We start from the raw sequence: 24,482 nt of genomic DNA, 5'->3' as shown, positions 1-24,482 counted from the left end.
ATGAAACAAAACACTTATTTCGATTGGACTTTTATAATGTGTAATGGCTCAAGTGAAAGCTTTTTGCTTGCATTAAGTCAACTTTTTGAAATTATTATGATTTTGGCTCCTCCGCTGCCGTGTTACAATGGAGAAAATGCAGATTTTCTGACTGCGTAAAGGAAGGGAGGTCATATGGCTCAGAAGGATATTTTTCAGGATATAGCAGACAATCGGATTCATGTGACAGAAAAGCATTGTGAAATTCCGCCGGTGGAGAAAAACGGCAGGCTGTTTGAAAAAAGCGACAGGCCATTTCCCCGCAAGGCAGTGTGCTTCAGACAGGAGATTCCCCATGAGGAGCGGCTGAAGGCATTTGAAAAGGAGCTTGCGGCGATGCGGGAGAAGTATCGTCCGTTTATGGAAAATCATCTTCCCGTACAGGAAACAGGGACAGAAATCACGGAGCTTGCACAGTTTGAGTTCCGGTACCTGGAAAAGGGGGAAGTCTTCACGGACAGAGACAGGGCGGACGCAGCCTGGGAGAAAGTGACACTGCCGGATTACAGAGGCCCTGCGGGAGAGAAGGGCAAGTGGAGAGGATATTACAGAACCTTCTTTTCCGCAAGGGAGTCAGGGCCCCAAGAGAGAGTGGTTCTGCAGTTTCAGAGTGTGGATTATATCGCGGAAGTGTACGTGAACGGATGCTTTGTGGGAAGCCATGAAGGGCTGTTCGCTCCTTTTTCCTTTGACGTGTCGGATTATGTACATGCCGGCGGGGACAACGAACTTGTGGTAGAATGCCGGAATGACATTCCCATGATGGGCGTGGGAGACCTGCTGGATGGCGACAAGCTGTATGCTGCCACGGGACCGGGATGGGATGACCCGGAAATTGGCTGGCATCACTGCCCTGCAGGTGCTGGCATCACGGGAAGGGTGACACTGGAATATCGTCCTGTCATCTATGTGGAGGATGTCTTTGTCTGTCCGGATATTGATACACATACGGCACAGGTGAGAGTCGGGGTGAGGAATTATACAGAGGAGCTGCAGATGGGATATGAGCTGCAGCTGCGGATTCTTCCCAGAAATTTCAGGGGAGAGGCCCTGGCGGAACACACGCATCCGGTGCCATATATCGGTGTGGGGCAGAATGAGTATCGCTTTGTGGTCGAGATGAAAGACTACAGACTGTGGGAGCCGGAGACTCCCTGGCTGTATGGCGCGCTGCTGGAGCTGGCACCGGCGAAAGCGGGAGAGATCGGGGCAGAGGCAGAGAGAAATGCCAACCGAGGGCGGCAGGAAGCGCAGGTTTCCTGTGTAAGCCGTCTGACAGAGACTGTGGGAATCCGCAAGTTTGTCAGCGATGAGAACAGTGTGCCGAAGGGGAAATTCTACCTGAACAATCGGCCTGTGGTGCTGCGGGGGGCCAATGAGATGGGACATCTGCAGCAGTGTGTGATGCGGAAGGACTGGGACACACTGACAGATGATATCTTGATTGCAAAGCTCTGCAATATGAACTATTACCGCGTGACCCAAAGGCCGGTGCAGCGTGAGATTTACGATTATTTTGATATGCTGGGCATGATGCACCAGTGTGACCTGCCGCTGTTCAGCTTTATGCGCAGGCCCCAGTTTGCGGAAGGGGTCCGTCAGTGTGTGGAGCTGGAGCATCTGATCCGCAATCATCCCTCTTCCGTGATGGTGACGCTGATCAATGAGCCCATGTCCATCAGAAAGACAGAGGACCCGAAATCAAAAGGCTCTGTCAGGAGTGTGACCAAGGGACACAGGCATTTGATGAGAGATGAGCTGGAAGCCTTTTTTGTGGCGGCCAGGCAGGCTATCTACACGGAAAATCCGGGACGCGTGGTGAAGAATGTAGAGGGGGATTACGAGCCGCCCACAGTGGAAGGAATGCCGGATTTTCATTGTTATACCATGTGGTATTCCCATCATGCCATGCCCATCGGCAAGCTGCTGGCCGGGTATCTGCCCGCAGTAAAGGCGGGCTGGATGACGGGCTGCGGAGAGTACGGAGCGGAGGGGCTGGACAATCTGCATGTGATGAAGACCAGATACCCGGAGGCGTGGCTGAAAACGGATGAAAAGGGACACTGGTACCCGGATAAAATCCTGCGTTCCCAGACACATTCTCTTCAGGGAGACTGGTATCAGGAGCAGGAGACCATGGAAGACTGGGTCAGGGAGAGCCAGATTTTCCAGGCTAAGGCTACGACTCTGATGACGGATGCCTTCCGCAGAAGAGCGGATATCATCAGCCATACGGCCATTCATCTGCTGATTGATGCCTGGCCGGCCGGCTGGATGAAGACGCTGGTGGATTGCGAGCGCGTGCCGAAGAGAGCCTATTTTGCTTATCGGGACAGTCTGATTCCCGTGAGAATGAATTTCTACTGTCCCAGGACATATGTCTATGGCGGGGAGAAGATTCCCGTGGAGGTATGGCTGCTGAACGACAGCGGGGAGGACAGGTGCCTGGAAGTCCAGGCTGTCTCGGGACAGGAGAATTTCCTGCTGACAGGGTCGGTGGAGGCGGCGTCCTCAGCGTTCCTGGGTACCGTGGAAGTGACCGTTCCTTTTGTGGAGAGAGTGACCGAAGTGACGGTGGAGGGCTGTGTCAGGGACGTGACAGAGGAGGCTGCTTTCGGCGGCGACCGGCTGTACGGGGAAAAGTTAACGCTGACGGTATACCCTGCGGCGTGGAGGATTTTGCCGGAGGAACTTGAGAAGAGCGGTTCTGTGGAGGATTCCTGTACAGGTCATGTGATTCTGCCGCCGCTTGTGGAAGAGAACAGGGCAAAGCTGGAGAGGACTGCGGAGAAGCTTACAGAAGAGGGCAGGACTGTGGTGCTTCTCTGGGGAGATGACAAAAGTGTCATTTTCAGAATGCAGGGAGAAGACATTGGGCTGAAGAAATGTCAGGAAGTATTTTTCGCAGCCGCGGATGAAACATACCGCAGTTACTCCATGAACATGCTGTACAATGACAGGGAGGGGTATATCGATGTGCTGGGCGGGTATTTTGTGGACACCGCATCAGAGGGAAAGTGCAGGGTATATACCTATGCCAGAGACGGTTTCCGTGCAGACAGCGGCGCCAAGGGAAAGCTCCCCTTTGTGCTGGAGATTCCGGCAGGAAAAGGGAAGCTTCTGGCGGTGAGCCTGGAGACCACAGGACGCATGGGAGTAAACGCCAATCTGGATGCGCTGCTGCGAGGCAGATAAGGAAGGCGGCACCGCCTTGCATGGAAAGGAAAGCAATAAAGGCAAATTCGAAGATGTATACAGTAAAACGGAGGAAAGTATGGAAACAGGAAAAAAAGTAAAAATTATCAGGGAAGCGGCGGAGAACAAAAGGATTGAGACGGGGCTTGCCAGAATTGAAGAAGCACTGAACAACCGGAGATTTGACATTGAGTATGTGACAGAAGCAGCATGGGAGGCCGGAGAGCAGCGGACCGGCGTCAGCAGTATCTATGTGGGAACCAGACGGGAAGGCGGTCTGATTCGGAGGCTGGAAGAGGAGAAGCTTTTGCTGTACCATACAGAAGCGCCGGAAGGAGAAGGATTTTATCTGGCATTCCTGTCGGGGCTGAATCTGTTCGTGGCTGTGGGAGGGACGGAGACAGGCGCACTTTACGGCGCCATGGCACTGGCGGATCGGATTCGCGCAGAGGAGACGGAAGCGGTGGCGGACCATGATCTGGCATTTGCGGATGCCCCTGCATTTCGCCTGAGAGGCCCGGCGGTGGGACTGCAGCTTACAAAGGTGGAGCCTCCCAGGCTGACCTATGAGTATCCCATCACACCGGCCAGATTCCCCTGGTTTTACGACAAAGCACTGTGGGAGAAATTCCTGGAGCAGCTGCTGGAGGAACGGTGTAATGTACTGTATCTCTGGACAGGTCAGCCATTCTCCTCTCTGGTGAAGCTGGAGGACTATCCGGAAGCTCTGGAGGTGACAGAGGAAGAATATGAGAAGAACAGGGAGATGTTCGGCTGGCTTACGGAGGAATGTGACCGCAGAGGTATCTGGCTGGTGCTGAAATTTTACAGTATTCACATTCCGCTGCCGCTGGCGGAAAAGCATCATATAGATTTGCTGCAGACTTCGATCACGGAGCTGAACAGAGACTATACCTACAAATCTATTGTGAAGTTTATCACCTCGTTTCCCCATATCGGTCTCATGGTATGTCTGGGAGAAGCGCTTCGGGGCAAACAGAATAAGACGGACTGGTTCATCCAGACAATCATCCCGGCTGTGAAGGAAGGCGTCAGAGAAGCGGGATTAAAGGAGCTGCCGCCTCTGATTCTGCGCGGACATGACTGCGATCCCAACGCGGTTATGGAGCAGGCGGTACCGCTCTATGATCATCTCTATACCATGTGGAAATATAATGGAGAAGGTCTGACAACTTATCTGCCTGCGGGGAAATGGCAGGACATTCATGAGCGGCTGGCTTCTCACGGACAGACTCATATTATGAATGTGCATGTGCTGGCGGATCTGGAGCCTTTCCGCTATGGGGCTACCGAATTCATTCGGAAATGTATGCAGGCAGGAAGAAGCAGGCTGAACTGCAACGGGCTGCATCTGTATCCGCTGTTCTTCTGGGACTGGCCCTATGCGCCGGACAGAGAGCAGGAGAGGCTGCTGCAGATGGAGAGAGACTGGCTGTGGTATCGGGCATGGTTTCGATATGCGTGGAATCCGGACAGAGACCCGGATACAGAGCGGCTTTACTGGCGGGATGTATTTGCCGGACATTTTGCAGTGGATACAGATGGGGCTGACAGAATTTACCGGGCGGTAAATGCGCTGGGACAGTGCGCGCCGCGAATTCTGCGTCGCGTGGGAATCACAGAGGGGAACAGGCAGACCATGAGCCTGGGGATGACCATGAGCCAGTTTACAAATGTAAAGCGTTACAGGCCCAATTATGAACTGTGGAGATCCGTTTCCACGCCGGGAGAGCAGCCGGATGATGAAATCCGCAGAATGCTGGCAGGAGAACCTTTTTATGGGGAGACCACAGCAGATATGTGCGCAGAAGCAGTAAATTATGCCCGGACAGCCGCAGCGCTTTTCCGATCAGTCCAGGAAAATGCGGGGAAGAACCGGCAGGAGCTGGCACACTGGCTTACAGACGCGGAAGCTATGGAGGAACTTACGCTGAGTTATGCGAAGAAGCTGGAAGCGGCATTCTGCATTCTCCATTATAAATATACCATGGACGAAAATCTGCGGGGGGATCTGACGCTGCTGGAAGACGCTGTGGCCCCCTGGGAGGAGAGTCTGGAGCATTACCGCAGACTGGCAAAGCTCACAGAGCGGACGTATCTCTATGCCTGCAGTATGCAGACCAGACAGCGGAAAATTCCATTCACAGACGGTTCGGCCTATGGACACTGGACCCAGTGCCTGCCGGAGTATGAGAAGGAATTTGCCTGCTTTAAGGCGCATCTGGAGGAAATGAAGAACGGCATTTTCCCCGGGGAAGGGGAAGAAGAGCAGGAGGCGGAAGCCCTGAGCGGAGTGCCTTTTGCGCTTGAAGAATGCGCCTGCGAAACCTATACAGTGCAAAAGGGCGAGAGTATTTTTACGGATATGGCGGCTCCCATTACCATGCTGGCGCCGGAATTGAACGGGCTCACGGGGATTCGCTTTGGCCTTGGCAGTGCCATGTCCGAAGGCGCAAGAATCGTCCTGAAGGTTTCACAGGATGTAAAAGTGCTGATTGCCTATATGAATGCCGGAGGCGTGGAATGGCTGAAGCTTCCGGATCTGGAGACCAATACCCACGCGGATGACAGAGGGGGCTTAAGCGTGGTGTATGCCAATGCGCTGCAGGCGGAGAATTGCCCCAACTGCAATATCCATGCCTACTTTTATGAGAAGGGAACCCATGAGATTTATATGGGAACAGGCGGCTTTACCATTGTGGGAGTGGTGCCTGCGAATGCGGAACTTCAGGCGAGAAATGCCGGGCTTTCCGGGGAGACGCCGGAGAAGCTGGACTGGCTGTATGAGTAACGGATGCATGACTGTTCAGGCTGAGAAATGAGTGGTTGTAAATAGTCATGAGTGAAAAACGGGGCTGTCAGATGACGGCCCTGGTTTTTTCGGTGGTTTTTGATTTTCTGTCACTCAATCTGCCGCATTTTCAGATTCTTGCGGTAGGTATTGGGGGACTGATTGAAATACTTCTTGAACTGCCGGTTGAAATAGGTCTGGCTGGAGAAGCCTGCCATATCGGAGATGTCCTTCAGTCGGACGGAATTGTCTTCCATAAGTTTTGCCGCATATTTTAACCGTTCTTCGTTCAGATAGTCGTTGAAATAGTATCCCGTCTGCTGGTGGAAGATGGAACCCAGATAGGAAGGATGCATATCCAGCTGAGCCGCCAGCGTCTTCAGGGAGATATCCTTGTTGGAAAAATCATGGATGATCTCAATGATGCGGTTTACATACTGATGTGTAATCCCGGCACCGGCATTTTCCAGCATTTCCTGCACAGTGATTATCAGCTCCTTCAGATAGGAGAGAATTCCTTCCGGATTTTCTCTGTCACAGATGACTCTGCTCACAAGAGATGCGATCAGCTCTTCGTCGGAGCCCGCAGGCATCAGACTGATGCATCGATTTACCACGGCCAGCTCCAGGGAGATGCGCTTTTCCGGAGAGACCCGATTCAGGATACTCTCAATGTCGGTCAGATAGGCGTCTGTGGTAACATCGGACAAATCCTGTTCGATCAGAAGCTGATCCTTCATGGGGAAAACGAAATTGCGGCAGACGATGAAATCCACAGGCGTGTAGCGCAGACAGGCATATTTTCTGACTTCATGGTAGCTGCCGCTCACATCCGCGTAATTGTCCACAGTATTTCCCACAGATACGAAGAAAGGAAAACCAATCATGGGGCGCAGGCGGTTAATCTCGTTCTGGAACCGGAAGATATTGAAGCTTCCGGAGGAACTGCTGAGTATGCACACAAAACGGGAAGGAGTCTCGAAATAAAAGTGAGCGCTGTAATTACCCACGAACATGGAAAGCAGAGCATCGAGGAGCTCCGGCATCCGTCCGGCCGCGGAACCTGTGGCGGCAAAAAGGATGACGGTATAGTTGTCCAGATGCAGATTCACTCCCAGCATGGAAGCTCTGGTGAGAAATTCCTCCTCACTTAAATTCCCCTTACACCAGCTTTCCACAAAGTTGCTGCGGAAGGTCAGCATGGCGGGACCGAAATTCTCCGATATTTTGCTGCGGTTGTCAAGATGGCTGACAATGGTGCTCAGAGATTCCGACAGTTCTTCCGGGTCCAGAGGCTTCAGCAGATAATTTTCCGCACCCTCCTGCATGGCGGAACGCACATAGGCAAAAGTATCATAGGCGGACAGCACCAGAATGGAGATGGAGGGATTAATCCGCTTTACTTCTTTGATTAAGTCCACTCCTGACATCTGCGGCATGGAGATGTCTGTCAGCAGAAGATGGGCGGGGTGACTTTTTATATAGGAGAGCGCTTCAGAGGGGTAAGTTGTGGCCAGAGCAATCTCCATATTGAAACCAAACCAGTCAATTGCTTTCTGCAAATCATCCAGCACAAATTCTTCATCATCCACACAGATTACCTGATACATATGCTTCCTCCCGTTTGAATCCCCTTCCCTTTTCCACAATAGTTCAGACGGGGAATAACTGTTCCCTTTTTTCATCATAGCCAACAGGAAACGGAAAGTCAAGACAGGAATTCAGGTTGAATTAGTGAAAAAAAGTGGGATGTTTTCAAAAGTTTCCTGTAAAGAGGGGCTGTATAATGGACAAAAAGGAGGACGATATCCATGGATTATTATTATGAAACAGCGAAAGGAAGCTTTCAGCCAAGTTTTGAGTCTTTGTATCATTTTTCATGTCCCGAGTGGTTCCGCAACGCGAAATTCGGCATCTGGTCCCACTGGGGCCCTCAGTCTGTGCCCATGTACGGAGACTGGTATGCGCGGAATATGTATGTGGAGGGTTCGCCCCAATATCTGTACCATCTGAGGACTTACGGACACCCCTCCAAATTCGGCTACAAGGACATTGTGCAGCTTTGGAAGGCGGAAAATTTCAACCCCGGAGAGCTGATGAGCCGGTATAAAAAAGCAGGAGCCAGATATTTTGTGGCGCAGGCCATGCACCACGACCACTTTTTTAACTATCCATCCGCCAGAAACCGGTTCAACAGCGTCAATTACGGTCCCCACAGGGATATTGTGGGACTCTGGAAGGAGGCGGCCGGGAAGGAGGGGCTGGTATTCGGTCTGAGCGAGCATCATGGGGCGAGCTTTGAATGGTTCAACACCAATAAGCTCTGTGACAAAAAGGGGCCCATGGCGGGCGTTCCCTATGACGGTTATGACCCGGAATGGCGGGACTTTTACCATGACAATGCCTTTACCGTGGAACCGGGGTATGTGCGCCATCACTACACCTGGGATGAGAGATGGTATCCGGTATGGTACGAGGACATCAGAGAGGTGGTGGACCGGTATGAGCCGGAACTGCTGTACTCGGACGGGGCATTGCCCTTTTACAGAAATTACGCGGATGTCACGGATCCCACATGGCTTCCGGGGCTTTCCATGGCAGCGCATCTGTATAATTCCAGCGAGACAAAATACGGGGAGAACAAAGCGGTTTACCTGCACAAGGATAAAAGGGAAGAATATCATCGCATCGGTCTGCTGGACTTTGAACGCAGTATGGGAGACGAAATCAGAGAGAATCCCTGGCAGACGGATACCTGTCTGGGGCATTGGTTCTATGACGTGCGGGAAACCTACAAAACTGCCGTGCAGGTGACAGATCTGCTGGTGGACATCGTGTCAAAGAACGGAAATCTGCTGCTGAACCTTCCTCAGAGGCCGGACGGCACCCTGGATGAGGAATGCAGCTTTATTCTGGATGGCATTACAAAATGGATGAGTGTAAACGGGGAAGGCATCTATGATACCCGGCCTTATCAGGTAAGCGGCGAAGGCGTCACATCGGCGGAGGCAGAGAAGGAAACCGTATGGACACCTTATGATGTGCGCTACACCCAGAAAGGAAATACAGTCTATGCATTCCTGATGGGAAGACCCCGCACGGCGGCTTTGCACTGCCTGAGGGATGCATCTTCCGTGAAGTCAGTATCACTGCTGGGATACGGGGAGCTGGCATTTTCATCGGACATGGGGATTCTGACTGCGGCGCTGCCGGAAGGGTACTCGCCGGACGGGGCATGGTGCCTGAAGATTTCGTTTTGAAAGGAGCAGAATATGGAAAATCAATGGAACATGCTGCAGGCGGAACTGGAGAGACGCGGTGTGCCGAAAATCGCCCTTCCCCGGGAGTCGGAAGCCAGGGAGAAGAGGCTGGAAGAAATCAGGAATCTGCTGTGCAGGGAACTGTACGGTTATGCCCCCGGTTTCCCGCTGAAGGTGGAGGGAGCGGAGACGAAGCGGGATGATAACGGTTATGGCGGGAAAGCCGTTATTTTGCAGCTGGAGATACGGGTGACTTCTCCTTTTGCCTATACATCCTTTCCGGCCTGCGTGGCGCTGCCCAAAGGGAAGGCAAAGCCGCCGCTGTTCCTGCACTATACGTTTACCAACGCGGCAGGAGACGGTATGGGGGAGGAAATCATCGACAGAGGGTATGGCCTGGCATCTGTGTATTATGAAGCCGTGACACCGGACAAGGATGACAGTTTCCTGAACGGAGCGGGGGCGTTCTGCAGGCGGAATCCCTATGACTCCTGGGGGAAAATCGCCATATGGGCCTGGGCCGGCTCAAGGCTTCTGGATGTGTGTCTGGAAAAAGAGCTGGCGGATCCGAAACGAATCGCTGTGGTGGGACATTCCAGGCTGGGGAAGACTGCGCTGCTGGCAGGGGCCCTGGACCGGCGTTTCAGCATGGTTGTCAGCAATGACTCCGGCTGCGGCGGCATTGCGCTGTACCGGGGGAAAAAGGGAGAGCAGCTGGCGGATCTGAAGAAGAATGCGGGTTACTGGTTCTGCGGAAATATGGCAGACCTTGCGGGACAGGAAGAGGAAATGCCTTTTGACGCCCATTATCTGGCAGCACTGACAGCGCCCGGGCATCTCTATGTGGCAAGCGCGTCGGAGGATGCCTGGGCAGATCCGAAGTCGGAATTCCTGGCCTGTGTGGCTGGTTCGGAGGCATATGAAACTCTGGGATTGCGGGGACTTGTGTGTCCGGACAGATATCCGGAGCCCGGAGAAGCATTCCCGGAGGGACATATCGGTTATCACCTCAGAAAGGGGACCCATTACCTGGCCAGAGAGGACTGGCACCACTTTATGGAATATCGGGAGAAACACAACATCTGAAAAAAGTGAAAGTTTTCCGGCGATTCTTGAATTTATGAAAAAAAGTGAAATGTTTTCAATTCAAGGGATATCAGGTGAAAGCTATAATGAAGAAAAGAAAACAGGAGGGGCTGACGATATGTCGAAAAATGCTGTGTATAAGCCTGCGAAGAAACAGTTAAGCAAGAGACTGTATGAATATCGCTGGGTATATTTCCTGGGGCTTCCGGGACTGATTCTGTTGTTTACGTTTCATTATCTGCCCATGCGCGGTCTGCTCATGGCCTTTGAAGATTACAATCCTCATATGGGTATTCTGGGGAGTCCATGGGTGGGATTCAAACATTTTGCAACTTTGTTCCAGGATGCGAAATTCTACAATATGCTGCGCAATACGCTGGTCATCAGCGGTCTGAATCTCCTTACTTTTCCGGCGCCTATTATACTGGCGCTGATTCTGAACGAGGTGCGCAACAGCAAATTTAAAAAGTTTATACAGACTTCCGTGTACCTGCCGCATTTCCTGTCCTGGGCCATTGTGGTCAGTCTGACCTTCTTCCTGTTGTCCACGGAACAGGGCGTTGTGAACAAAATCGCGGCATCCTTTGGAAAGGAGCCCACTGCTTATCTGTTCAGCACCACGGCTATTTATCAGATTATCGTCATACAGTCCCTGTGGAAGGGCATTGGCTGGGGATCCATCGTCTATCTGGCGGCCATAGCCGGGGTGGACCAGTCTCTGTACGAGGCGGCGAAAATGGACGGCGCAAGCCGGCTTCAGTGTATCATGAAGATTACACTTCCCAGCATTATGCCCACGGTAGTGGTCATGCTGATTCTGAAGATGGGCTCTATCATTTCGGTAGATTTTGAGCAGGTATTCCTGATGAACAATGCCATGGTGAAGAAACAGCTGGAAGTATTTGAAATCTACATATATAACAACGGTATTGCAGGAGGAAGCACCCAGTATTCCTACACCACGGCGATTGGTATGTTCAAATCGGTAGTGAATACCTCCCTGGTGTTATTGACGAACTGGATAACCAGCCGCAAGGGCTATGAAGGAATCATGTAGAAAGGAGGGGAGAAAAATGGCACAGGCAACAACAGATATGAAAATCAAGAATAAAAAACTGGGCATGAAAGCCAAGGAGAATCTCTATCAGTCCGTTCTGTGGATTATATTGCTTCTGCTGGCGGCCACTATGCTGCTTCCCTTCTTTTACGTGATTGTGGTGTCCTTTACGGACGCTTCCGTATACAGCGCCGGGAGCTTTTATCTCTGGCCGAAGAAATGGTCCACAGAGGCCTACAAGCTGATTCTCAGTGGTTCGGGTTTCCTGAATGCGCTGAAGACCACTCTGTTCGTGACATTGGTGGGAACGCCCTTAAGCGTTATTGCCAATGCAGGAGTGGCATATATGCTCTCCAAACCAATTCCCGGAAAAGGCTTTCTGAATAAATATGTGACATTCACCATGCTGTTTGGCGCAGGCATGATGCCTTCCTTCATGAACATTCGTGACCTTGGCCTGATTAACAATTACTTTGCCATGATTCTGCCGGGTCTGTGCGGCGCCTGGAATATCATGGTAATGCGCTCCTTCTTCCAGTCCCTGCCCTATGAGCTGGAGGAGGCGGCCAAAATAGACGGCTGCGGCCAGCTGCGGACTTTCGGTGTCATCGTCCTGCCGCTGTCGAAGGCCATGCTGGCCACTATGACACTGTTCTCCTTTGTAAGCTACTGGAACACTTATTTCAGTTCCGTTATGTATATGACATCGGCGGCGAAGTCCACATTGCAGGTATATGTGCAGAAGGTGGTACTGTCCTCCAATGTGTCCGAGATGGTGGATCTGACCAATGAACTGGCCAACACGGTGCCGCAGGAAGTCATGCGTATGGCAGCTGTGGTGGTGGTCGTACTTCCTGTGCTGATTGTCTATCCTTTCCTGCAGAAGTATTTTGCAACGGGAATGATGGTAGGCGCGGTGAAGGGATAACTGACAGAGCAGTTAACGGCTGCGGTTCGGAGAGGACCACGGCGTTAGCATAAAAAGGAACAAATTATGATGAACGAGGAGGAAAAGGAATGAAAAAGAAGAAAGTACTTGCACTTGTTCTGGCAGCTGCCATGACGGCAGGCGTGCTGAGCGGCTGTGGAAATTCCGACGGGGAAACCCGGGGGGGCAGCGGTGAATCTCAGCAGGCTTCCGCACCCGCGGAGAGCAGTGCGGAATCTTCAGAAGAAAAAAGTTCGGAGGCGGAAAGCTCCGACGGAGAGAGGATGACCATCAGCGTGCTGGGCATTGACTGGGGATATGGCCCTCTGGCAGACAGTGAGATGGAGCAGTACTGGGAAGAAATGTTCGACGTAAATCTGGAAATTGAGTGGGTTAACTACAGTGATTATACCCAGAAGCTGAACACCCTGCTTGCGGCGGGAAGCCAGCCGGATGTAGTGCAGATTTACGCGGTAAACGAAAGCTTCTATTATCCCATTTTCACCCAGGCTATCGACGCGGGGAACTTCGTGGATCTGACTCCCTATATCTTTGAGGGGGACAATGCGCTGGCGAAAACCAATGCGGTAATGAAGAACTGGAGTGATGATTTCTGGGACCAGACCAGATACGGCGAGGGTATCTACATTCTGCCCAGAAGCAAAGCTGAGACAGCGAAGGGATCCGGCATCGAGGTCAGAAAAGACCTGATGGAGAAGTATGGTTTCGAGGAAGAGCCCACTACCATGGACGAGCTGAAGGACTGGCTGATTGGTCTGTCGAATGCGGCTAGCGAAGGGGAAGGACAGAAGATTTATGCGCTGGATTTCTATGGCGACAATTTCATGACAAACCGGACCAAGGCTCTGGCAGTTGCCTTTACAGGCCAGGTGGACTGGGGAATTGACGAGAACGGTGAATTCCAGTATATACAGTTCAATCCGAAGTATATTGATTTCCTGAACTGGATGAAGGATTTGTATGATGCGGGTGTGCTGGATTCTGAATTTGCTCTGGGCAATGCGGATACTTCCAAGTTCAAGGCAGGTAATTCCGTGGCCTATGTGAATGAGTGGTACAGCTGGAACCAGTCCGCAGACAAGACCAGCAACAAGATCTTCGACAAGAATACGCCGGATACCTATACCGCATGGGCATTGATGCCTGTCCAGGGACCGGAAGGGATGACAGTTGTTCCCAACACTTCGGATGTGGATTCCTGTATCGCAATCAGCGCAAACTGCTCCCAGGAGAAGATTGATAAGATTATGCAGGTGTTCAATGCTACCGAGGAAGCATATCCCGGCTATGACTTACTGATGAAGGACGGTGTGGAAGGTGTGCATTACACATTGCTGGAGGACGGCACCAGGGATACTTCGGACGAGACAATAGGTCAGAAACGTAAGGAAGGCTATGTGGGCGCATGGAACCAGATTTTCCTGAAGACGGATGCGGATCAGATTACCGATAAATTCATGAGGGACGGCGCTAAAAGAGCCAGCGATGAGGCTATCCAGAGAGTCCAGGATATGAAAGATGCCATTGTGAAATATCTGGACGAGAGCAAGCTGAAAAATGAGATTGCCAATCTGCAGTCGGCTACTTACGACAGCCAGTGGACGAATCTGACCACAGATGTAAATTCCATGTGTACACAGTATGTAATGGGACAGATTACGGAAGCGCAGTGGAAAGAATTTGTGCAGGGTATTGTGGACTCTGCGGACTATAAGGCCATTCAGGCAGAATTAAAAGAATCTGCAGGAAAATAAGATTCAGTACGGAAGGGGGAGGAACGAACGGGGTTCCTCCCTTTTAATTACTGTAAGAAGCGGCCAGATCTTCGGGAAGGACAGGGGGAATGGAGAAGGAGACAAGGAAACCTGTCCCGTCCTGTCCCAGGGAGAGGTTCAGGCAGGCGCTCTCGCCAAAGACCAGTTTCAGGCGATTGTTCACATTGGACAGAGCAAACCCATTCTCTTCATCCCGGTTCAGGACGGGCTGGAGAAGCTTCTCCCGGAGAAGCTTCAGCTCTTCGGGAGTGACGGAGCGGCCGTTGTCTTCCACTGTAAAGCAGATGGCATCTGCAGTGTCTGAAAAGGTGACAGTGATGGTGATCAGACCGTTATCCTGTTCCGGAGTAAAGCCGTGGACGAAGCTGTTCTCTACCAGCGGCTGGAGAATATTTTTGGGAATGCCGTATTTTTTGACCCCATTGTCCACATGAATATCATACTCACACTCGCTGATGCGGAAGGAGTAGAGATTGATAAGATTTTCCATCTGGGCGCATTCCTCTGCAATGGAGATAAACAGATTCCGTTTGGTCTGAAAACGATACATTTTTGATAAAAGCAGCAGCATTCGGGAGGCTTTTTCCCTGTTGCCATGTAAAATCTGGACGCGGATCTGTTCCAGAGCGTTGTATAGAAAATGAGGATTGATGCTGGTCTGCATGGCATAGAGCTCCGACTTGCGCTGGGAGATCTCAAACAGATATACATTTTCCACATTCTTCTGCAGCTCGTCGCACATGTGGTTGAAGCTGTGAGCGATATTGGCGAATTCATCGTTTCCCTTCGGGAGAGCCATGCGGTAGGAAAGGTTGTTGCGGCCGACAATCTCCATGGAGGTCAGAATATTTCTGACTTTTCTGCCCGAGGTGCGGAATACTGTGCTGTACAGAAGGATGCACACCAGAGGCAGCAGCAGACTCAGAAGCAGCAGCGTAATCTGAGCGGTGGAGACGGGGATATTCTCCGCGGGAAGACGGTAAACTGTAAAATAATTGTAATTATTCTGGGGAAGGGAAGAAAAGTAGCATTTCCCTTCCGGGGAGGAGAGCAGACGCACATTGCCCCCCACATTTTTGTAAGGCCGGGCCAGCAGCGCTTCCATGTCAGTGGATGCGTAATCCCCGGCGGAAGAATAGATGACGGAAAAGGAATCATTCATAATGGTGAATTCAGCGGTATCCTCCAGGCCGGAGGAGGCCAGGATATTGCTGAATTCTTCCGTGGAATACAGGGCGATCATGTAGCCCAGATTTTCCAGCATATTACCTTTGTATCGGAACAGGGTACCGCTTAAACCATAGACATGGGAGGCAGGCAATTCCATGTCAAGGCTCATCTCGGAAATTTTGGAATCCGGGATGAGCTGGAGCTGATAAGGGGTAAAACGGAAGGTGGTTCTGACAAGATTCAGGGGTATCAGAGATACATATTTTGTGTCATACTGATAAAGCCGTCCGGTTCTGGTCAGCAGCAGCATGCCGCAGCAATAGGAATCAGAAGCGCAGAGAGCGCTCATGGTGTCCAGAAGTATGTCGGTGGTCTCGTTTGGCAGAATGCCGTTGGGAGACAGATAGAGGTCACAGAGAGCCTTATAGGCATCCGGATTGCTGAATACCGGATGGAAAAAGTCTGAGAAGGATGCAAGCCGGGAGGAGAGTGCCGAGGACTGGGTGTTGATCAGGATATTATAGTCGCTTAAATGTTCCGATACGTTCTGACGGGAAATCAGTCCGTAACAGAGGTAAGAGAACAAACCAGTGACAAGGCTGACAATGCAGATACAGATGAATGAGATTTTCGCGTAATAGCTTTGTGTCAGTTTGCGTATCATATGCTTCACTCCCGGAAAAATTGTGTAAGACAATTCCATTGTACCAGATATGAGAACGAAGTGTTACTATATTTTGAAAAAGTTGAATGTTGCATGTGAGAAACAGTTGAAGCGCTCTTGCAGAAGTGCTTTGTTTCGGAACAGGGGAGAAGATGAACAGAAAGACAGTAGCGATACTATTGCTGTTGTGTGCAGTGCTGTCCGGCGGCTGTGCCGGCGGAGGAGAGCATCTCGCCGAAAGCCTTCAGACAGGGGAGGAGGCGAAGGGGACGATTATCACCGCGTATATTCAGGAGACTGACAGCTCGGCATCTGTGTGGAAGGGGTGGGCGGCGGCACGCCTTTATGAGGATACAGGGCTGATTCTGGAAACCTGTTCCGCGGAGGGACAGACTGCGGAAGAGCTCAGACTTCGGCTGACCTCGGGGACAGTTCCGGATATTATCGGCTTTGCTGACAGAGAACAGGCACAGCTGTATATGGATGCGGGAATATTGCTTCCTCTGAATGAATATCAGCAGGCGTTGCCCTCCCTGTTCCAGGGGGAAGCATATGGGGCGGCGCTGGAATGGTCTCTGGAAGGAAGCGGAGGGGAGGAGCTGCTGCTGGCGCCGCTGTCTGTGGGAGAGGCAGGAGAGTATGCGTATCGCTCTGTGCCCATGCTGCTGAAGAGCGCATGGGAGAGAGCCGGAAGTCCCGAAGTCTCCGATCTGGAAGATTACCTGGACGTAATTGAACAGCTGAGGAGGGCAAAGCCTCTCAGCGATATCGGAGAGAGTATGTTTGGTATCTGTCTCTGGCAGGAGGACGGAGGCGTTCTCGGACATGCCGCTTCTCTGGCTTACATGTACGGGATAGATATGCAGACGGTATCACCGCTGATGGAGGCGAATATGGTTACCGGTTCCATCAGTTCCATACTGGAGGAGGACAGTTTCTATAAAAGGGCTGTGCATTTTTATTATGAGGCTAACAGACGGGGACTGCTGGATCGGGATTCACCGAATCAGACAGCCGGGAATGTGGAACGGAAGGTGAATTCGGGCAGGGTGCTTTTTGCGGTACTGCCGGAATCTGCCGGAGAGGATTCTCCTCTGCGGGATACAGAGGGGCGAATGGCATATATACCTCTGCCTGCGGAAGACATGAAACTGTATCTGGAGCCGGACCATATTGTGGGGGGCAATCGATATCTGGCAGTGAACAGGAATTCCCCCCGGGTGGAAGATGCCCTGAGACTGTTGGACTGGTTTTACCGTGAAGAGACGATATTCTATCTTTATAATGGGCCGGAGGGCGTTGTCTGGGAGTATGGGGAGAACGGACTGCCCTGCGTGACGGAGACAGGCAGGCGGGTACTGGAACAGAAGGCAGAAGATCTTCCCGGATATCAGGGAAGCCTTCGGGAGGGAATCCGACCTTTTGGCGTATTGGGAAGGACACCGGCCTCTCTGACGGAGGAAGGGTACGCATTCAGCAACTATTACTGGCAGGAGGAAGAGGGAACGTCAGAGAAAGATGGAAGCGGGCAGACACAGTGGGAGACTGTCCGGGCCTCCGCGGCAATCTATCTGACGGATACTCTTCCCTCGGAATTGAACAGAACGGCCGACGAAATAGAGAAACTGGTATATAAGGCTTTCTGGAATATGATATACGCGGAGGACGAAGAGGAATTCCAGACGCTCTGGCAGGCGTTGAAGGAGGAGGCAAAACGGCTGGGAATGGACCGCTTGACTTCTTTTTATGAGAAATCCTGGGAGAGGGCACTTGAACGGGCTGCGGAATCTTCCGGGGGAGGACCCCTGAGCCGGGAGGCGAAATAAAGCGGGAAGTTTGAAATAGTACCCTTTTTTGCAATTTATTCAATTTACCGGCGCATGAGCCCCCGATATAATGAAATCATGGAAACTGTGGCCGGAAGGCCGAAAACGCCGCCGCGTCGCGGCATCCAATTTCGAAGTCAAATGGAGGAAACAAAAATGGTTGAATCAGCTATGAAAAAGAAGTTAAATATCCGTCCCTTGGTGGGATTTCTGCAGCATTCCGCTTTCTGGGAGGGACCCTGCCGCGCCGGTAAGTTTGAGAATCTGCAGCCGGAGGCGGAGAAGGAATGGGCTGCTAATTATATGAAGGACATTGCCGAGAAGATAAAGGAGATTATTCCTCAGGTAAATGTGCTGGAGCCCATTCCGGTTCCTTACATAGAGAATCTGACTGTACCTCAGGAGACCTGGGATAAAATTGAAGAAGGACTGGACCAGGTGGATGCATTTGTGATATTCTGCTATCGTATTCCGAAGCTGGAGAAATACCGCAAGACTACCATTGTATTCTCCAACGGCAACGAGGGTGCAGATCTGTGCGCATACAACAGAAGCATCGGTGTGGAAGCTTACAATGCCATTGATATGGAAGATTTAAACGATATTCTTCACAGTCTGTGGGTGAGAAAGTGCATCGCCAATACGAAGGCGCTGATTCTGACTTCCGGCCAGGTACCTACCTATGGAATTCAGTCCAATATCAGAGACGTTGAATACCTGAGAAAACAGTATGGCTTTGAAGTGCTGAAGCTGCCGTTCAAGGATATTTTCCCTTATATGGACAAGGTAGACGAGGCGGAGGCAAAGGAGATTGCGGAGAAGCTGCTGGCGAATTCCAAGGATACGAAGGTGAATCCGGAGTGGCTTGTGAACGACGCCAGATACTATCTGGCAGCCAAGGCCATGATGGAATTTTATGGCTGTAATGCCTTTTCCACGGCCTGCATTGAGCTGTGTGCCTCCAGGATTCCCCAGGAGAGGAAGTTTACCCCCTGCGTGTGCCATTCTCTGCTGAAGTCAGAGGGAATTCCCAGCGCCTGCGAGGAAGATCTGAATGCCATGATGGCCATGATGGTGCTGATGTACGGCAGTCACAGGGCCGCATTTATGGGCAATCCGTTCCTGCAGTCCCCTGAGATTCTGTCCATTCATCACGCGGTTCCCGCGCTGAAGATGAACGGTTTTGACAAGCCGGACCTGGACTACAGCATGTGGGCCTTTACGGGACAGGGCTTCGGCGGCAAGATGCAGATTGCCTTTGAACAGAACGAGGAGCAGTATATTACCTTCGGCCGCTTCAATCCCATGGGCAACAAGATGGTGGTAAAGGTGGGCGAGGTAGTGCGTTCCGAATTCAGACAGTATTATTGCAGTCCTCATTATTTCATTAAGCTGGAGAACGGCAGAGATTATATGCATACGCTGGCAGATTTCGGACATCATCAGGTGCTGGTATTCGGAGACCAGCTGGCGCTGGTGAAGAAGATCGCGCGTTATATGGGCTTTGAAGTGGTGGAAGGATAGTAAGTATTTATGATATACTTAAATCATGCGGCTACAACCTGGCCGAAGCCACAGCAGGTGCTGGATGCGGCGGCGCGCGCTCTGACTGAGCTGCCGGCGTCTCAGTACCGCGGTGCGGCATACAGGGAAGATACGCAGGAAACAGGGAAGCTGTGCCGGGGGAACCTGGCACGGCTCTTTCAAATAGGAGAACCGGAGAGAATTTTCTTCACGGGAGGCTCTACCCAGGCGCTGAATATGGCTATCCTGGGCTTTTGCAGTACCAGAAAGCGGATTGTGTACACTGCCGGGGAACACAATGCGGTGCTTCGCACCATTTATGACGGATTGAGGGAAGAAATTGCCGCAGGGAGAATTCTTCCGGTGGAGGTGGGCTGTGACGGCGGCGGTTATGTGGATATGGAAGCCATGGAGCAGGCCATCGACGAGGACACCGGGCTGGTTATTGTGAACCACAGCTCCAATGTGACCGGAGCAGTGCAGGATATCCGACAGATTGGCAGATGGGCCAGGGAAAAAGGAGCCTGCTTTCTGGCGGATGTGTCCCAGTCTGCGGGAGCGCTGCCCATAGCGGTGGAGGATATGTGTATTGATATGCTGGCTTTTACCGGCCACAAGGGACTGTACGGAATCCAGGGGACAGGCGGTCTGTATGTGGGGAAGGGCATTCCCCTGCGTCCTCTGCTCTATGGGGGAACGGGAAGAGACAGCCGCACGCTGGTGCCAGAGGAGCCTTTTTATGAGGTGGGCACCATGAATATGCCGGGCATCGCCGCATTGAACGCCGGGGTGGAGTATGTGCTGGATATGGGGCTGGAGAAAATCGCGGCGCATGAGAATGGGCTGATGAAGATACTGTATGAAGGTCTTCGGGAGAATCGGAAGGTGGTTCTCTGCGGGGAGAAACAGCCGGAGGGGACCGCGCTGAGCTTTACCGTTCCGGGACTTTCCCCCGGGGATATCGGGTACATTCTGGCCGGGACCTACGGTATCCAGGTACGGACGGGACTTCACTGTGCGCCTCTGATTCATAAGTACCTGGGGACGGAGAAGGAGGGCACTGTGCGGGTGAGCGTATCTCTGATGACGAAAACGGAGGAAGCGGAGGCGCTGGTGCGGGCCATGGAAGAGCTGACAGCCGGGCTGTGAGACAGGCGGGAAGAGGGAGACAGGCATGAAAGTGATATCTGTGAAGGAATCTGTGGAATTATGTACGGAGTCCGGATGGTCGGCCTATGATATGGCGCTGGACGTAGAAATGGACAGAGATACCATTATCAGACTGGGAAGTCTGGGGGATCTGACTTATCTGGAGATGTTGAAGCAGCCCTTTTACCGGATTGAGCAGCCTTATTATATGATTAAGGGGCTGGAGGGAAGCAATACGCTGAGGGTGGCCATGCTGGGAGGTCATGAGGCGATACTGGAACGGGTGAGGGAGCTGCTGTGAGGGCGCCTTATGCGGAAACGGGCGGGCCGGGAAAAAATAGACAGAACCGGAAGACGAAAAGCAGGAAAGGAAGGCTCAGGCAGGGATAGAGCCGGGGGCGGAAAAAGAGAGGCGAAAACCGGAAAATCAGAATGAGAGAGCAGGAAACCGGAGAGAAAGAAACAAAATCAGGGAAAGAAAACGGACGGATTCAAGACGGAGGAAAAATGATGGAGAAAAAAATGCCGCGCAAAATGACGGGAGCAGAATTGAAGTCCATGCTGAAGAGCAGCATCAACTTCAAAAGCCTGGGAGGGTTGAAATGTGAGGAGCTGACACTTTCGCCTGAGGAGAAGCAATGGTGGCGGGATGCCAAAATCGGCATGTTCATACACTGGGGGCTTTATTCCATTCTGGGAAGGGGAGAGTGGGCCAGATTTAACGAGAAAATCCCAAAGGAAGAATATGAAGCGCTGGCGGATGAATTTATCCCCCGGGATTTTAAGATGAAGGAATGGATGGATATTGCGAAAGATTTCGGCGCCAGATATGCCGTCATGGTAACCAGACATCATGACGGATTTTCCCTGTGGAACAGTGAGGGAAGCTATGAGCATTTCACTTCTTACCACAGAGGGGCAAAGCGGGACTTCGTTCAGGAGTATGCGGATGCCTGCAGGGAGGCCGGATTGAAGGTGGGCGTCTACTATTCTCCCATGGACTGGCGTTTCCCCGGATATTTTGACCCGGAGGGGCTGCCGGAGAATGCGGCGCTGATGAAGAAGCAGTGCTATGCTCAGGTGGAAGAACTGTGCAGCAGGTACCAGCCTGACATTCTGTGGTATGACGGGGGCTGGCTGGCCCATAAGGGCAGCGATACCTCCAGCGCCTGGTTCTGGGAGCCGGTGAAGCTGAACAAAATAGCCAGAAGCTATAATCCGAAGCTGTTGATTAATCCCCGGTCCGGTTGGGAGGGAGATTTCTACTGTGACGAGGGCTCCCATGAGATTACAGGGAAGATCATTCCCGTGCCCTGGGAGAAAAATATGTGCGTCTGTTCCGGCAGTTCCTGGGGCTGGATGGCGGATGACCCGGTGTCCGACTTCGACTGGCTGATTCGAATGATGGTGAATGTGGTGTGCAGAGGCGGCAACTGGCTGGTAAATATCGGCCCTGACCGAAACGGCAGGATATCGGAGGAAATCAGGCAGCGGATGCGCCAGGTGGGCGACTGGCTGCAGGTATACGGGGAAAGCATTTACGCCACGGCGGCAGGGCCTTACGAGCCGGTGGACAACGTGTACGGCGCTACCTGGCGTGACGAAAAGGTGTATCTGCACATTCTGGACAGGGAAGAATTCCGTGCAGAAAAGCTTCCCATTACAGAAAACCATATCGAAAGTGCCGTTTTGTTTGACGGCGGGGCGGTGGAAGTGGTGGAGGAGCAGGACGGAATCAGGCTGATACTGCCGGAGAGAGCGTATGCCGGGGACAGCGGGGAAGTGCCGGATACCATTGTGGTGCTGACCATGGCGGAACCTGTGAAGGCAGGTGGGGACGCAGATATTTACTTTACCGGGAAGGAATAAAATTACTTAAAATCAGGGCGCAGGGCGCCGGAAAAGAGGACAGGATGAGATATGGCGTATCGTATTATCCGGAACATAAAAAGGAGGAAGAGCTGCGGCATGATCTGGAGCTTTTGAAGCAATCCGGCATCAACACGGTGCGGATGGGAGAATTTGCCTGGTGTCGGATGGAGCCGGAAGAGGGGAAGTATGAATTCGGATGGCTGGAAGCAGTGGTGAAGGAACTGGGAGAGTCAGGTATTCAGACCATATTGTGTACGCCCACGGCCTGCCCTCCCGCCTGGCTGGTGAAAAAATATCCGGATATTCTGTACATGGACAACCGCAGAATCCGCCGGCCTTTCGGCGGAAGGCGGCATTATTGCTATAACAACGAAATTTACAGGGCCTATTCCGTCAAAATTGCGGAGAAGCTGGGAGAAGCATTCGCGGGAAACATTTATGTGGCGGGGGTGCAGATTGACAACGAGCCGGCCCAGGAGGGGACGGGACGCTGCTGCTGCCCGGTGTGCACAGAGAAATTTCATGCTTACCTGCGGCAGGAATATGGCAGTATCGAAGCATTCAACAAAAGGAGCGGAAGTATCTTCTGGTCTCAGGAATATGATGATTTTGACGAGATTCCCGTCCCTGTGAATACCATTGAGGTGGGGGCGCGGAATCAGATAGACGCCTATTATGAGAATCCAACGGTGCGGCTGCAGTTTGAGCGGTTCAGCTCCGGGAGCCAGAAGGAATATCAGGATCTGCAGGCGGCGGCTTTGCGGAAATACCTGCAGGTTCCCATTACCACCAATGCCACCGGCCTTGCCACCAACAGCATTGACTATTACGACAGCACGGAGAAGCTGGACAGATATGCCTTTGACTTTTATCCGGGCCTTCGGGACGCGAAGGTGGATTCTTTCCCCTATGCATTTGCCAGAGGTGTGAAGGACGGGGCGCCCTTCTGGGTGCTGGAATTTATGTCCGGAGGCGGTCACAGGCTGGGAGGAAGCGGCAGGGTACAGCCCAACCCTGGGGCGTTAAAACAGGCGGTGGTGCAGTCCATGGCCCACGGCGGGGAAATGATGCTGCATTTTCAGTTCCGCACATATCCCTTTGGGGCGGAGCAGCTGAATTATGCCATTGTGGACATGGACGGCGTGCCCCGGAGAAGGTATCGGGAAATGCAGGAGACGGCGCTACTGCTGAAAAAGCTGGAGCCCCTGGAGACGGCGGCATTTCCGCGGGAGGCAGCCGTGTGCTTTGATTATGATTCTCACTGGGCCCTGAGGATAAAACCGGTAAATGATCCGGCGTTTCATTATGTGGATTATTGCGGCAGGCTTTATAATTACCTGGAAAATATCGGCGTGACGGCAGATGTGACATCTCTGAAGGCGGACTGGAGCTCGTACAGGGTGGTGATTCTGCCGGCTGTCATGGTCATGTCTCCCGGGGAGCAGGCAAAGGTGAAGCGCTTCGTGGAAGCGGGAGGCACTGTGATTGCCACATTTCTGACTTCCGTGAAAAATGAGGATAATGTGGGCTATACGGAATCCCTTCCCGCAGGGCTGACAGAGGTCTTCGGCAGTGTGGTGGAAGAGGTGGAGCCTGTGTTTGACGGCAATCATACAAGGTTGAGACTTTGCGTGGAGAGTTATGAGGCACTCTGCCATATGGAGGAGACAGAGGATAATGTGACGGAGACTTCCGACGGCATGTGGAGCGAGCTGCTGGGCGGCGTGTCGGAGACACTGGGAAGCTATCTGGAGGACTATAAAGAAGGGGCAAAGGTGGTATCCGCTTTTACCCATGGAAAGGGAAGAGCCTATTATGTGGGAACAGATCTGGAGCCGGAGGTCTACCGTATTTTTCTGAAGGGTGTCATGAAGGAGGCAGGTGTGCACAGGAGCTTCGTGGAGCGGGAAGCGGGCGTGGAGCTGGTGACCAGATTTACGGAGGATAAGGAGTATCTGTTCCTTTTCAACTTTACGGCCCGGGAGACGGAAGTGGTGCTGCCGGCAGGATTCCAGAATTACCTGACAGGGGAGAAGCTGGAAACAAAATGCAGGATTGCAAGGAACGGAATGTTGATTGCGGCCGGAAGGAGAGGCAGGTAGGA

At 52.2% G+C, this 24,482-nt stretch carries 15 protein-coding genes; 13 read left to right on the top strand and 2 right to left on the bottom strand.

What is annotated here, in order from left to right:
- The first annotated feature begins 174 nt into the window (after window positions 1–174).
- Window positions 175–3,234 (top strand): glycosyl hydrolase 2 galactose-binding domain-containing protein, encoded by a 3,060-nt coding sequence (locus NSB25_RS07155; protein WP_103238755.1) that lies wholly within the window; start codon window positions 175–177, stop codon window positions 3,232–3,234.
- A gap of 79 nt (window positions 3,235–3,313) precedes the next feature.
- Window positions 3,314–6,046, top strand: a complete 2,733-nt coding sequence (locus NSB25_RS07150; RefSeq protein ID WP_146039989.1) for a beta-N-acetylhexosaminidase family protein — start codon at window positions 3,314–3,316, stop codon at window positions 6,044–6,046.
- Between the two features lie 110 nt (window positions 6,047–6,156).
- On the opposite strand, the gene NSB25_RS07145 is transcribed toward NSB25_RS07150, so the two are convergent.
- On the bottom strand, window positions 6,157–7,656 hold the full coding sequence (locus NSB25_RS07145) for a response regulator (RefSeq protein ID WP_172454992.1): 1,500 nt from the start codon (window positions 7,654–7,656) through the stop codon (window positions 6,157–6,159).
- 201 nt (window positions 7,657–7,857) lie between these two features.
- On the opposite strand from NSB25_RS07145, the gene NSB25_RS07140 reads away from it, so the two are divergent.
- The 5 genes from NSB25_RS07140 to NSB25_RS07120 all read left to right on the top strand — a co-directional run bounded on the left by NSB25_RS07140 (window position 7,858) and on the right by NSB25_RS07120 (window position 14,152).
- Window positions 7,858–9,306, top strand: coding sequence for an alpha-L-fucosidase (locus NSB25_RS07140; protein WP_103238752.1), 1,449 nt, complete (start codon window positions 7,858–7,860; stop codon window positions 9,304–9,306).
- A gap of 12 nt (window positions 9,307–9,318) precedes the next feature.
- Window positions 9,319–10,392: a glucuronyl esterase domain-containing protein gene (locus tag NSB25_RS07135; RefSeq protein WP_172454991.1), complete on the top strand. Its 1,074-nt coding sequence runs from the start codon at window positions 9,319–9,321 to the stop codon at window positions 10,390–10,392.
- A 118-nt stretch (window positions 10,393–10,510) separates the two neighbouring features.
- Window positions 10,511–11,449 carry an ABC transporter permease gene (locus NSB25_RS07130; RefSeq protein ID WP_172454990.1) on the top strand — a complete coding sequence of 313 codons (939 nt, stop codon included), beginning with the start codon at window positions 10,511–10,513 and terminating at the stop codon, window positions 11,447–11,449.
- 16 nt (window positions 11,450–11,465) lie between these two features.
- Window positions 11,466–12,377 (top strand): carbohydrate ABC transporter permease, encoded by a 912-nt coding sequence (locus NSB25_RS07125; protein ID WP_172454989.1) that lies wholly within the window; start codon window positions 11,466–11,468, stop codon window positions 12,375–12,377.
- 89 nt (window positions 12,378–12,466) lie between these two features.
- Window positions 12,467–14,152 carry an extracellular solute-binding protein gene (locus NSB25_RS07120; protein ID WP_103238749.1) on the top strand — a complete coding sequence of 562 codons (1,686 nt, stop codon included), beginning with the start codon at window positions 12,467–12,469 and terminating at the stop codon, window positions 14,150–14,152.
- A 43-nt stretch (window positions 14,153–14,195) separates the two neighbouring features.
- Here the strand turns inward: NSB25_RS07120 and NSB25_RS07115 are convergent, their stop codons facing one another.
- A complete protein-coding gene (locus tag NSB25_RS07115) occupies window positions 14,196–16,007 on the bottom strand; it encodes a sensor histidine kinase (RefSeq protein WP_172454988.1) in 1,812 nt (603 codons plus the stop codon).
- 152 nt (window positions 16,008–16,159) lie between these two features.
- Between NSB25_RS07115 and NSB25_RS07110 the strand changes: the two genes are divergently transcribed.
- The 6 genes from NSB25_RS07110 to NSB25_RS07085 all read left to right on the top strand — a co-directional run bounded on the left by NSB25_RS07110 (window position 16,160) and on the right by NSB25_RS07085 (window position 24,480).
- Complete coding sequence (locus tag NSB25_RS07110; protein ID WP_103238747.1) at window positions 16,160–17,833, top strand: type 2 periplasmic-binding domain-containing protein; 1,674 nt, start codon at window positions 16,160–16,162, stop codon at window positions 17,831–17,833.
- Window positions 17,834–17,989: 156 nt separating this feature from the next.
- Window positions 17,990–19,357 carry a hypothetical protein gene (locus NSB25_RS07105; protein WP_103238746.1) on the top strand — a complete coding sequence of 456 codons (1,368 nt, stop codon included), beginning with the start codon at window positions 17,990–17,992 and terminating at the stop codon, window positions 19,355–19,357.
- A gap of 9 nt (window positions 19,358–19,366) precedes the next feature.
- Window positions 19,367–20,506, top strand: a complete 1,140-nt coding sequence (locus NSB25_RS07100; protein ID WP_103238745.1) for an aminotransferase class V-fold PLP-dependent enzyme — start codon at window positions 19,367–19,369, stop codon at window positions 20,504–20,506.
- 25 nt (window positions 20,507–20,531) lie between these two features.
- Window positions 20,532–20,807: a hypothetical protein gene (locus tag NSB25_RS07095; protein WP_103238744.1), complete on the top strand. Its 276-nt coding sequence runs from the start codon at window positions 20,532–20,534 to the stop codon at window positions 20,805–20,807.
- A 131-nt stretch (window positions 20,808–20,938) separates the two neighbouring features.
- Window positions 20,939–22,375: an alpha-L-fucosidase gene (locus NSB25_RS07090; RefSeq protein ID WP_242982336.1), complete on the top strand. Its 1,437-nt coding sequence runs from the start codon at window positions 20,939–20,941 to the stop codon at window positions 22,373–22,375.
- Window positions 22,376–22,419: 44 nt separating this feature from the next.
- Window positions 22,420–24,480: a beta-galactosidase gene (locus tag NSB25_RS07085; RefSeq protein WP_103238743.1), complete on the top strand. Its 2,061-nt coding sequence runs from the start codon at window positions 22,420–22,422 to the stop codon at window positions 24,478–24,480.
- Window positions 24,481–24,482 lie beyond the last annotated feature (2 nt).

This window comes from Acetatifactor muris (assembly GCF_024623325.1).
Taxonomy (GTDB): Bacteria; Bacillota; Clostridia; order Lachnospirales; family Lachnospiraceae; genus Acetatifactor; species Acetatifactor muris.
This window is presented reverse-complemented; position numbering and strand designations above follow the sequence as displayed.